The organism is Bradyrhizobium sp. AZCC 2289, from assembly GCF_036924615.1.
GTDB lineage: Bacteria > Pseudomonadota > Alphaproteobacteria > Rhizobiales > Xanthobacteraceae > Bradyrhizobium.
In genome coordinates this window covers 7,190,878-7,202,854 of the sequence record NZ_JAZHRY010000001.1, presented here as the reverse complement: position 1 = coordinate 7,202,854, position 11,977 = coordinate 7,190,878, and the positions used below count along the sequence as shown (strand labels likewise).

The 11,977-nt window shown below is 61.0% G+C and carries 11 protein-coding genes; 4 read left to right on the top strand and 7 right to left on the bottom strand.

Features of this window, described 5'->3' with window-relative positions:
- Positions 1-38 precede the first annotated feature (38 nt).
- Both V1289_RS34170 and V1289_RS34165 read left to right on the top strand, forming a co-directional pair.
- Positions 39-458: a DUF2946 family protein gene (locus V1289_RS34170; protein ID WP_334402681.1), complete on the top strand. Its 420-nt coding sequence runs from the start codon at positions 39-41 to the stop codon at positions 456-458.
- 155 nt (positions 459-613) lie between these two features.
- Positions 614-2,905, top strand: a complete 2,292-nt coding sequence (locus V1289_RS34165) for a TonB-dependent receptor (protein ID WP_334402679.1) — start codon at positions 614-616, stop codon at positions 2,903-2,905.
- Between the two features lie 240 nt (positions 2,906-3,145).
- Here the strand turns inward: V1289_RS34165 and V1289_RS34160 are convergent, their stop codons facing one another.
- The 4 genes from V1289_RS34160 to V1289_RS34145 form a co-directional block, all read right to left on the bottom strand.
- Positions 3,146-3,658: a GNAT family N-acetyltransferase gene (locus tag V1289_RS34160; RefSeq protein ID WP_309183026.1), complete on the bottom strand. Its 513-nt coding sequence runs from the start codon at positions 3,656-3,658 to the stop codon at positions 3,146-3,148.
- Positions 3,659-3,827: 169 nt separating this feature from the next.
- Positions 3,828-4,763 (bottom strand): glycosyltransferase family 2 protein, encoded by a 936-nt coding sequence (locus V1289_RS34155; protein ID WP_334402676.1) that lies wholly within the window; start codon positions 4,761-4,763, stop codon positions 3,828-3,830.
- Positions 4,764-4,788: 25 nt separating this feature from the next.
- The gene (locus V1289_RS34150; protein WP_334402674.1) at positions 4,789-5,961 is read right to left on the bottom strand and encodes a hypothetical protein; all 1,173 of its coding nucleotides are present in this window, start codon (positions 5,959-5,961) and stop codon (positions 4,789-4,791) included.
- Between the two features lie 81 nt (positions 5,962-6,042).
- On the bottom strand, positions 6,043-6,531 hold the full coding sequence (locus tag V1289_RS34145) for an NUDIX domain-containing protein (protein WP_334402672.1): 489 nt from the start codon (positions 6,529-6,531) through the stop codon (positions 6,043-6,045).
- Positions 6,532-6,686: 155 nt separating this feature from the next.
- On the opposite strand from V1289_RS34145, the gene V1289_RS34140 reads away from it, so the two are divergent.
- On the top strand, positions 6,687-7,574 hold the full coding sequence (locus V1289_RS34140) for a metallophosphoesterase family protein (RefSeq protein WP_334402670.1): 888 nt from the start codon (positions 6,687-6,689) through the stop codon (positions 7,572-7,574).
- Here V1289_RS34140 and V1289_RS34135 read toward each other — a convergent pair.
- From V1289_RS34135 to V1289_RS34125, 3 genes are all read right to left on the bottom strand, one after another.
- The gene (locus V1289_RS34135) at positions 7,571-8,125 is read right to left on the bottom strand and encodes a hypothetical protein (RefSeq protein WP_334402668.1); all 555 of its coding nucleotides are present in this window, start codon (positions 8,123-8,125) and stop codon (positions 7,571-7,573) included. The two genes, V1289_RS34140 and V1289_RS34135, sit on opposite strands and share 4 nt — an antisense overlap.
- A 197-nt stretch (positions 8,126-8,322) precedes the next feature.
- Positions 8,323-8,532: a DUF4170 domain-containing protein gene (locus V1289_RS34130; RefSeq protein ID WP_309183021.1), complete on the bottom strand. Its 210-nt coding sequence runs from the start codon at positions 8,530-8,532 to the stop codon at positions 8,323-8,325.
- A gap of 69 nt (positions 8,533-8,601) precedes the next feature.
- Entirely contained in the window at positions 8,602-10,239 is a 1,638-nt protein-coding gene (locus V1289_RS34125) for an isocitrate lyase (protein ID WP_334402663.1), read from the bottom strand.
- Positions 10,240-10,420: 181 nt separating this feature from the next.
- Here V1289_RS34125 and V1289_RS34120 point away from each other — a divergent pair, with 181 nt between their 5' ends.
- Positions 10,421-11,866: a helix-turn-helix domain-containing protein gene (locus V1289_RS34120; protein ID WP_334402661.1), complete on the top strand. Its 1,446-nt coding sequence runs from the start codon at positions 10,421-10,423 to the stop codon at positions 11,864-11,866.
- Positions 11,867-11,977 lie beyond the last annotated feature (111 nt).

The window sequence follows — 11,977 nt, the reverse complement described above, 5'->3', positions numbered from 1 at the left end:
CATCGGGACGGCCGTCCCTCAGATGGGCCTCACGCGGCATGAAGTGGTTCCGAAAAAACATCAAAACCGGCTCGCGGCTGGCGCTGTTCGCGCTTGCGATCCAGTTTGCGTTGTCGTTCGGGCATTTCCACGGGATCTCCGCGCAGGCCGCGCCAGCGATCCAGGCCGGCCTGTCGCAGGCCGATCTGGCCCATATCGGTGCCGTTGCCGCGCCCGATGCGCCCAGTGAAGCCGCGCGGAAGCAACCGCCGTCCACCCCCGACAGCGACCAGCAACCGGCCGATGCCTGCGCGATCTGCGCCGTCATCGCGCTCGCCGGCAATGTGCTGTTCGCTACGCCGCCGGTGCTGCAGCTGCCGCAGGCGGTCGAACTTCTGTACCGCACGACCGACGCCGAGTTCATCCATTTGGGCTCGGTGCATCCGGCGTTCCAATCCCGCGCGCCTCCCATCTCCTGACATCGATTGATTGATGCGCCCTCGGGGCTCACTCGCATCATGCGAGGCGATCTCAAGGGTCAAATCGAAATCGTCCGTCACTTAATCGACGGCAAGGCGCTTCCTAAATTCGTCGACAACGCGAATTCCGGTCGCAGCCTCTCAGGATCGGGACAATGACGCGCTCATTAAGAACCACTCTCCTGCTCTCCAGTTCGGCGTCACTGCTGTTCAGCCTGGGCAACCCCGCAATGTCGCAGACCGCAGCGCCCGCGACTGGCGGCACCACCAAGCTGCCTGAAATCTCGGTGAACGCGCCGCGCGTTTCCCAGCAACCGCGACGTCCAAAGACGCGCGTGACCACCGGGCAACGTCGTGAGGTGCCCGCCGCGCCGCCGCAGACCGAGGCGCAGATCGTTGCCGGCAAGAACGAAAAATTCGACGAAGCCCGTCGGACCATCGATGCGCCGATCGGCGCGACCTCATATCAGATCAATCATCAGAACATCGAAGCGTCACCGCAGGGCGCCAATGCGACGCTGGACAAAGTATTGTTGCAGTTTCCGGGCGTAACACAGGATTCGGCCGCCAGCGGCGAACTGCATGTGCGCAACGAGCACGCCAATGTGCAGTACCGCATCAACGGAATCATGCTGCCCGACGGTGTCGGCGCTTTCGGGCAGATCCTCGACACCGGCATTGTCGGTAGTCTTGCCCTGCTTACGGGTGCGCTTCCGGCGCAATACGGCTTTCGCACCGCGGGCGTGCTGGACATCCAGACCAAGGCGGACGCCTTCAACAATTCCGGCAGCGTCAGCGTTTATGGCGGCAGTCACGGCACGATCACACCGAGCTTCGAGTATGGCGGCACCGTCGGACAGACCCAATATTTCGTGTCCGGACGCTTTCTCCAGAATAATCTGGGGATAGAGAATCCTACACCGTCGAATGAAGCCATTCACGACCGCACATCGCAGGAAAAAGGATTTCTCTATCTTTCTACCGTGCTCGACCCCACCAGCCGCCTGACATTCATGAGCGGTGTGTCCAACAGCACCTATCAGATTCCCAACAATCCGGGGCAGACGCCGAACTTTAACGTCAATGGGGTGACCAGCTTCGATTCGGCGCTGCTCAACGAACACCAGAACGAGTTCAATCAATTCAACGTCGTCGCCTACCAGAAATCGGTCGACGATATCGACTTGCAGCTTTCCTATTTCAACCGCTACAGCCAGTTGCACTTCTATCCTGATCCGACCGGAGATCTGGTCTTCAACGGCGTCGCGTCGAACGTTTACCGTCAGAGCTTTGTCAACGGCATTCAGGAAGATACCGCCTGGCGCGTCGGTTTTGCGCATACCCTTCGTTTTGGGTTTTCCGTGAGCGCTGAGCGCTCTCTGGTCAACAACATATCCACCGTGCTGCCGGTCGATCCGGCAACCGGCAATCAGGTCGATCCCATAACCGGCAATCCGTTCGGTCCACCATTCTCCGTATTTGATTCAAGCTCCAAGACCGGCTGGCTGGTCGGTACCTATCTTCAGGATGAGTGGAGGATCAACAATCAGCTGACGTTGAACGCCGGATTGCGGTTCGACCAGATGTATCAATATGTCGATGCCAATCAGCTCAGCCCGCGCGTCAGCCTGACCTGGAAGCCGTACGATGGAACGACGTTCCACGCCGGCTATGCGCGAAACTTCACGCCGCCACAGCAGGTGATCGCCGCCCCGACCAATCTCGCACTTGTGACGCCCCCCACCGCCCCCGCCAACACGCAAACTCCCGAGGTGGCGCTCAACAGTCCAGTACTGCCGGAGCGTTCGCACGTGTTCGACGTCGGCGTCGTTCAGAAGATCTATCCCGTACCCGGCCTCGAAGTCGGCATCGACGGCTACTACAAGATCGCCCGCGACCTGCTCGACGACGGCCAGTTCGGCGCGGCCTATGTGCTGAACGGCTTCAACTACGACCGCGGGCAGAATGTGGGCGTCGAGCTCAAATCGACCTACACCAACGGCAATTTCCGCGCCTATGGAAACGTCGCGTGGGCCAAACAGATCGCCACCACCATCGTGTCGAACCAGTTTCTGTTCGGTCAGGACGAAATCAACTATATCGCCAACCACTATATCTACACCGACCATGCCCAGGTCCTGACCGCTTCGGCCGGCGCCTCCTATCTGTGGAACGGCACGCGGTTCAGCGCGTCGATGATCTACGGCAGCGGGCTTCGCTCCGGTTTTGCGAACACCGATCATTTGCCGTCATACACCCAGGTCAATGTCGGACTGTCGCACGATTTCAACATTGTCGCTCCGAACAAGCCGACGACGGTGAGGTTCGACGTCGTGAACCTGTTCGACAAGATCTACGAGATCAGGGACGGTTCGGGCATCGGTGTGTTTGCGCCGCAGTTCGGACCGCGCCGTGGTTTCTTTGTTGGCATTTCGCAGAAGCTGTGAAACTTGCTTCGCAGGGAGGCGGTCATGTCAACCAAATGGGCGTTGGAAATATACGATAGCAGGCGCAAAACCTCCTTGATCTCAACGCACGAATTTGACGACTTCGCTTCCCTGCGAACGGCGATAGTGGAAAATCCAGCTTGCAAGTTTCCAATGTCTGCTTGACTTGCGCTGCAAGGGTTTCGAGGTCGAACGTAAGTGATGGTGGTACGGCGTGCGCCGTTGCCCACCCCGCACGCTCTACCGCGCCTTGCTCCAGTCCGGCCGGATATCTCCGGAAACATCGGTGAACGCACCTTCGACCAATTCAGCCACCAGCAGGCGGCTGTAGTCGACCGGTCCCGGCATGATCGCCCGCCCCTTCGGCACGGCCTTGAAACCGACGCGGCTGTAATAGGGCTCGTCGCCGACCAGGATGACGAGGCGATGTCCCCTGGCTTTCGCGTCGTTCAGCGAGCGATCGAGCAGCGCGCGGCCGACGCCGCGGCCGCGGAACGGCGGCTCGACCGTCAGCGGCCCGAGCATCAATGCCGGCGTGTCGCCGATGCAGATCGGCAATTGGCGCACCGAGCCGACCAGCAGGGTGCCGATCCATGCCGTAAACGACAGATCGAGCAGATGATCGACATGTTCGCGCAGGCGATAGGCGCTCAGCACGAAGCGGCCGGGCCCGAAGGTTCGTTCGTGCAGGCGCTCGATCGCGTGCGCGTCATTCGGGGTTTCGGCCAATATTGTCAGGGAGAGGTCGCTCATGATCTCAATAGCGTTTTCAAGCGAGTGGGCACCGGTTCGCGTTAAGAAAACGCGTCAGAAAATAGGTTAGAGCTTTGGTTCTGATCAAATCAGAACCAAAGCTCTAACGCGGGATAGCATCTGACGGAGGCGCGGTCTATCGCCCTGCCTTGCCTAAATTCGAGCAGTTTCAATTCCTGTCAATGGCCGGCTGGGACAAATAGGCCAGCAGCTTCATCTCGCGGCGACCGCGCGTCACGGTGTCGAGCACCAGGCCGGAAGATATCGACAGGATCGCCACGATCATCAGGCCCATCGACAAAACCGCGGTCGGCAGGCGCGGAACGAGGCCTACCTCGAGATAGGTGATAATGACGGGGATCGCGAGGCCGATCGAAAGCAGCGCAAGAATGATGCCGATGGCCGTGAAAAACCGCAGCGGCTTTTCCGACCGGTACAATTTCAGGATGGTGCCGAGAATGCGGAAACCGTCGCGCCAGGTATTCAGCTTGCTGACCGATCCCTCCGGCCGGGCATAATACGGCGTCTCGATCTCGCTCACCGGCAGCGCCAGTTCGAGCGCATGCACGCTGAGTTCGGTTTCGATCTCGAAACCGTCCGACAGCACCGGAAAGGATTTGACGAAGCGGCGCGAGAATACCCGATAGCCAGAAAGGATGTCCTTGAAGGCCTGGCCGAACACCGCGGACAGAAAGCTGGTCAGCATCCAGTTGCCGGTGCGGTGGCCGGGCCGGTAGGCGGCGACCGACTGATCGACCCGAAAGCCCACCACCATGTCGAGATGGTCGCCGACCAGCGTATCGATCATGCGCTGGGCGCTTGGGGCGTCATAGGTCGCGTCGCCATCGACCAGGACATAGATGTCGGCGTCGATATCAGCGAACATCCGCCGCACCACATGGCCCTTGCCCTGGCGGCGTTCGCTGCGCACCTCGGCGCCGGCGGCGCGTGCGACCTCGATCGTGCGATCTGTCGAGTTATTGTCGTAAACGAAGATTTCGGCAGCCGGCAGCGCTTTGCGAAAATCGGCGACCACGGTCGCGACGGCGGCTTCCTCATTGAAGCACGGCACCAGGACCGCAACCCGCAACGCTGGTGTCGTCATCGCCCGCCCGCCGAATCAGCACTTTTCATGGCTCGTTTATACCGTAATCAGGCTTTTGCCGGTTGCCGGAAGGCGGGTTATCCGCCGCACGCTCGCCGCGCAGGTCGAGCGTCGCAAACAGAAGGGTCCAGAGCGAAAGCATATCGATGGGGATAATGTAGTAAGGCGTGAAGACCGGATGGGACATGAAGAAGATCAGGTTCACAACGAGATTTCCGGCGACGGCGAGCGCAACCCGTTTTGTGCTCCCGTGATTGGAACGCCATAGCCAGGCGGTCCAGACGGCGGCGATGGCCAGCAGGGTGAACTGCACGTCCACGAAATAGCGCCACAGGATGCCTGAGTTCAGCTCAGGCGCCACGACGTCGACGCCGCCATAGGTCGTCGAAACCGGACTTCCGGCATTGATCGCATTGGCCATCAGCGTCGGCGCAATCCCGATCAGGAAGGCAACGCCAAAGGCTGCGCCCTGCAGAAACGTTTCCCTGTTTCGCGCCTTGAGGAACGACCCGGCGAGGAACAGAAAATAGCCTGCCGACAGGAACAGGTTCGGCAGGCGGAAATTGACGGAAAGGCCGATCAAGAGGCCGACCAGGGCGATCAGAGCAAGCCGATGCCGCTCTCCTGCGTCAAAAAGTCTTGGCGTGAGATAACCCGCCGCCGCGCAGACCATCATGGTCGGCGCCATCGAATAGCTCGCCTTGGTCGGATTGATCATCAGATAGAGCGCGGCAAAGCCGAACACAGCGGTCAGCGCAAGCGAGGCCGGTTCGCGCGCCCGGAACAGTCCAAGCAGCGCAAAACCGAAGATGGTGATGCTCGCCAATGCGTAAAGCGGAATCACCTGAAAGTCCGCCGGAAACAGTGCCAGCGCAAATCCGGTCCCCGGCGGGTATTGCATGACGTATTTGTCGGCTTTCTCGATCCATGTGTGGCAGGGAATTCGCTTCACATCATTCCATTCGGGGAAGCCGATCGCCTTCAGCCGGTCGACGAGATAATGATCCTCGTCGCGCGCGATGTTGGTATCGAGCCCGCCGGCTCCGAATTTCTGGAACAGATGCGCCTGCCTGAGATAGCAGACGTCGTCATAGACTCCGCGGCTTTCGCTCCAGCGAGATATCGTCCAGATGTTGCTCGCCAGCACCAGCAGAAAGCCAATGCCGCAAAGGAGCCTGAGGGATTTCAGCTTACGCATGTCGAACCGGCCAATGCCCTGATTTCTCCGCTTCTAGGCGCTGCGATAGCGGGACGCAACCAAGCCGGTCGCGCGGAGGCGTCAACGCCAGGTCGCGATCGGCGCCTTGCCGCCGAGCACTTCGGCGATCCGGTGGCGGGTACCCGGGGTCGTGTCATCGGGCAGCGCGGCCAAAGCGAAGAATCCGCATTCGACAATCTCGCGATTGGGCTCCGGCAGCCGGTCCTGCCGAAACTGCCTGACGACATAGACCGCGACGTGATCGCGACGCGAAACATGGCTGTTAAGGAACACGCCGTGCAGCACAGGCTCATCGGTCAGCTCAATCCGCCCCTCCTCCATGAGTTCACGCCGCAACGACTCCAGAAAGGTCTCGCCGACCTCGACACCCCCGCCCGGCAGATACCAACCGGTGACATAACTGTGTCGGACCAGGAACACCCGGTTGTCGCCGTCGAGAACAACGGCGCGGACGCCGAGCGTCATGCCGCGGGCCAGCCGCCAATAGAGATGAAAAACCCGCCGCAGCTGCGGCTCGAAGCGTTTTCGCAGATCCTGCAGGGTCGTCACTGAGACCTCGGATGGACGGGCGTTGCGTTTGACCCCGGACGTTTGATGCTTGCGCGGGCGCGGCCGGCTTGCCAATACATTTGCGGGATCTTGGGATATCGAGAGATGATCGTGCACCGGCTCTATATCACAGGTCATCCGGAAGGACGAAAGTGATGGCTGCGTTCACGCTGGCGCATCTGTCCGACCCGCATCTTCCGCCGCTGCCACCGGCGCGGCTGCGCGATCTCGCGGGCAAACGCGCGCTCGGCTATCTCAACTGGACCCGCAACCGGCACAAATATCACCGCCGCGACGTGCTCGACGCGCTGGTCGCCGATCTCAAGGCGCAACAGCCGGACCACATCGCGGTCACCGGCGATCTCGTCAATCTCGCGCTGGACGCGGAGTTCACGCCGGCGGCGGCCTGGCTGGAAAGCATCGGCGCGCCGCAGCAGGTGACGGTCATTCCCGGCAATCACGACGCCTATGTCCGCGCCACCAAGCACCGCTTTGCCGGGACATTCGCCGACTACCTGCGCGGCGATACCGGGGCTGGCGTGACGTCCTATCCGTTTGTGCGCCGGCGCGGTCCGCTGGCGCTGATCGGCGTCTCGTCGGCGGTGCCGACGCCGCCCCTGATGGCGACCGGCCGGCTCGGCCGCGCGCAGCTCGATGCGCTCGATCGCATCCTGGCGCAGCTGTCGTCCGAACAGGCGTTTCGGGTGCTGCTGGTGCATCATCCCCTGCACTCGGATTCCCGCATCAAGCAGCTGACGGATTCGCGGCAGTTGCGCGCGGTGCTGCAGCGGCACGGCGTGGACCTCGTTCTGCACGGCCACGACCACATTCATTCGACGATGTGGTTCGACGGCCCGAACGGCAAAATACCGGCGATCGGCGTGCCGTCGGCGTCGGCGCTGGCGCACCGGCATTATCCGCCAGCCGCCTACAATCTGTTTTCGATCGAGCGCAACGGCGACGCCTGGCGCTGCGAGCAGACGGTGCGAAGCCTGGGCGAGGGCTTGCGGGTGCAGCAATTGAGCGAGACGCGGCTGCTCTAGAGATTGCGCAGGCTCGCAAACAGCGCCAGGGCGAACAGCGCGGCGGCCCCCAGCAGGAAGCCGAGCACGAAGGTCCAGAACCCGCCGCGCCGCGGTTTTTCCGGCGCGACCGGTTCGACGATCGGCGTTGCGACCATCGCGTGTTCGCGCTCGATCATGCGGCGCGCGACATAGTCGGTGACGGCATCGACGATCACGGGGACATCGTGCGATTCGGCCAGCACGATGCGGCCGAAGCGGGTGTCCTGCACGAAGCGGTAGATGCGCTTGTCGCGGCCCATCACAATATGGGCGACCACATCGATCCACAGCCTTGGCGTTTCGCCCTGACTGACGCCGCGATCGAACAGATCGACCTGCTCAGGGACCTGCGCAAACAGGGGATCGAGCGCCTCGTTCAGGATTTCGAGGCGCGCGACTTCCGCGTCGCGCAACTCAACGACGACGCCGATGCGATCGGCAGCCTCAATCCGCGCCTGCCGGAGCGCATCGCGCAACCGCGTCGGTCGCGGGTCGCTGGCGGCGTGGCCGGTATTCTGCGCGTCTGACATCCTGGGGCGCCTTTGTCCTGATCGGTCCACATTAACCTATCAGTAACCAGATTTTCCGCAAAGGCCGTTTGTTCCCAATAACTTACGCCTTTGGTCGGTTGGAAAACCAGACGGCCCCACCCGGAAATCCGGATGGGGCCGCCCGTCGCTAGGCTTTCCTTGGACGTTTCTTGAGACGTTGATCAGACAGCAGCCGGTCAGGCCGAGACCCGCGAGGGCTCTTCGACGATGGAAAAGCGCACGCCGGCCTTGTGACGGTTCTCTTCCGATACGACGCGCCAGGCGTCCTCGGCTTCCTTGCGGGTCTTGAACGGACCCTGCACCTGAGCCGAGCCTTCCACGAGCTTGTGGAAATTCATCGAACCGAACTCGCCGCCAATCACCCAGAAATTGCTGCCTGTGGTCATGATAGTCTCCTGTTGCGTAGCGTGATCAGTCTGGAATCCGACCAGACCCCAGACTGATCAATTGCACCGTTAGCCGAACTGGTTCATCGTATTGTGGACGCCGCCCGCCTTCAGAGCGGCCTCGCCGGCGAAATATTCCTTGTGATCGTCGCCGATATCGGATCCAGCCATGTTCTGATGCTTTGCACAGGCGATGCCCTGACGTATCTCCTGACGCTGAACATTCTTCACATAGCCCAGCATGCCCTGATCGCCGAAATACTCCTTCGCGAGATTATCAGTCGACAGAGCTGCCGTGTGATAGGTCGGCAACGTGATCAGATGGTGGAAGATGCCGGCACGCTTTGCTGAATCGGCCTGGAAGGTGCGGATGCGCTCGTCGGCTTCAATGGCCAGCGGCGTATCGTCGTATTCCGGCTTCATGAGTTCGGCCCGATTGTACTTGCTGACATCCTTGCCGGCTTCCTTCATCGCGTCGTACACCTGCCAACGGAAGTGGAGCGTCCAGTTGAACGATGGCGAGTTGTTGTAGGCCAGCTTCGCGTTCGGAACCACCTCGCGAATGCGGTCAACCATCTTGGCGATCTGCTCGATATGCGGCTTCTCGGTCTCGATCCACAACAGGTCGGCGCCGTTCTGCAGCGAGGTGATGCTGTCGAGCACGCAACGATCTTCGCCGGTGCCGGCACGGAACTGATAGAGGTTGCTGGCAAGCCGCTTCGGACGCATCATCTTGCCGTTGCGGTTGATGATGACATCGCCATTCCTGGCGTTGGCGGCCGTCACTTCCTCGCAATCCAGGAAGCTGTTGTACTGATCGCCGATGTCGCCGGGCTTGTGGCTCACGGCGATCTGCTGCGTGAGACCGGCACCCAGCGAGTCGGTGCGGGTCACGATGATGCCGTCTTCGACGCCCAGTTCGAGGAAGGCATGGCGGCAGGCCCGGATCTTCGCCAGGAACACCTCGTGCGGCACAGTCACCTTGCCGTCCTGGTGGCCGCACTGCTTTTCGTCGGAGACCTGGTTTTCGATCTGCAGAGCGCACGCACCTGCTTCAATCATCTTCTTTGCGAGCAGATAGGTCGCCTCCGCATTGCCGAAACCAGCGTCGATGTCGGCGATGACGGGCACGACATGCGTCTGGAAGTTGTCGATCTTTTCGATCAATGCCTTTTCCTTCGCCTGGTCGCCTGCCTTGCGAGCGGCGTCAAGGGCGCGAAAGGTATCGTTGAGCTCACGGGAGTCCGCCTGACGGAGGAAGGTGTAGAGCTCTTCGATCAGCGCCGGCACCGAGGTCTTCTCGTGCATCGACTGATCGGGAAGCGGTCCGAACTCGGAGCGAAGCGCGGCGATCATCCAGCCGGAGAGATACAGATAGCGGCGATCGGTCGTGCCGAAATGCTTCTTGACCGAAATCAGCTTCTGCTGCGCGATGAAGCCATGCCAGCAACCGAGCGACTGGGTGTACTTGGTGGGATCGGCGTCATAGGCAGCCATATCACTGCGCATCAGCGCCGCGGTGTACCGGGCAATGTCCAGGCCGGTCTTGAAGCGGTTTTGCAGACGCATGCGCGCCACGGCTTCGGCAGCGACGCCGTTCCAGGTCGGCTGGGTCTTGAGGAGCGCTTCAGCAGCTCCAACCTCGCTAAGATAGGAAGCCGGTCCTTGGATAGGCCGCTCGCTGATGCCTCGTGGCTGATAGTTCATATGCGTGATCCTTTAAGACATTCGTGACAGTGCATTGCGAAATGCGTGTCAGGAGCTAAACGCGAGATTCCTTATTTCGTATAGACAGCTTGCATTCGAATGGTGATGTCATGTAACATATAAACTTGTCATAGATGTCACTTTGTAACTCTTGTCATAAAATTGGGTCAGCGAGACTGCCATGGCGGGCGATTCCGGAAAGAAACTGTTCGTCGGTCCGAGATTCCGGCGGATCCGCCAGCAACTCGGCCTGTCGCAAACCCAGATCGCCGAGGGGCTCGGCATTTCTCCGAGCTATATCAACCTGATAGAGCGCAACCAGCGGCCGGTGACGGCGCAGATCCTGCTGCGGCTGGCGGAAACCTATGACCTCGATCTGCGCGATCTCGCCACCGCCGACGAGGACCGCTTCTTCGCCGAGCTGAACGAAATCTTCTCCGATCCCTTGTTTCGCCAGATCGACCTGCCGAAACAGGAACTGCGCGATCTCGCCGAATTGTGCCCAGGCGTCACCCATTCATTGCAACGGCTGTATGCCGCCTATACCGAAGCCCGCCGCGGCGAGACGCTGGTCGCGGCGCAAATGGCCGACCGCGACGAGGGCACGCGATTCGAAGCCAACCCGATCGAGCGCGTCCGCGACCTGATCGAGGCCAACCGCAATTATTTCCCGGAGTTGGAAACCGCGGCCGAAAATCTGCGCGACGAACTCAACGTGCCGGCCGAAGGATTGTTTGCGGCGCTCGCAGCACGGCTACGCGAAAAGCACTCGATCGTCACCCGCATCATGCCGGTCGACGTGATGCGCGAGACGTTGCGGCGGTTCGACCGGCATCGCCGGCAGTTGTTGATCTCCGAACTGGTCGACGGCCCCGGCCGCGCGTTCCAGCTCGCGTTCCAGATTGGGCTTGCCGAATGCAGCACCAGTTTCGAGACCATTATCAATCGCGCCGGCCCGCTCGACGACACGCCGCGACGGCTGTACCGGATTACGCTGGCGAATTACTTCGCCGCCGCCGCCATGATGCCGTATCAGGCCTTCCATAGCGCAGCGGAAACGCTGAGTTACGACGTCAACGTGCTGGCGCAGCGTTTCAATTCCGGCTTCGAGCAGATCTGTCATCGGCTGACCACGCTGCAGCGGCCGAACGCGCGCGGCGTGCCCTTCTTCATGCTGCGCGTCGACAATGCCGGCAACGTCTCCAAACGATTTTCCTCCGGCACCTTTCCGTTCTCGAAATTCGGCGGCACCTGTCCCTTGTGGAACGTGCATTCGACCTTCGACACCCCGGACCGCCTGCTCAAACAGGTGATCGAACTGCCCGACGGCACGCGCTATTTCTCTATCGCGCAGATGGTGCGCCGGCCGGTGGCGCCACACCCGCAGCCGCAGCCGCGCTTCGCGATCGGCCTCGGCTGCGAAATCCGCCACGCGTCGCGCTTGATCTATGCCACCGGCATGGATCTGGAAAAGACCGAGGGCACCCCGATCGGCGTCAATTGCAGGCTGTGCGAACGCGAAAATTGCAGCCAGCGCGCCGAGCCGCCGATCACACGAACCTTGATCCTTGACGAGAACACAAGGCGGGTGTCGTCGTTTGCGTTCTCCAATGCGCGGGAGCTGTGAGGGCGACAAGCTGAAACCAGTGTTGAGGCCGTCATTGCGAGCGCTAGCGAAGCAATCCATCTCCCCGCGCGAAGAAAGAGTGGATTGCTTCGTCGCTTACGCTCCTCGCAA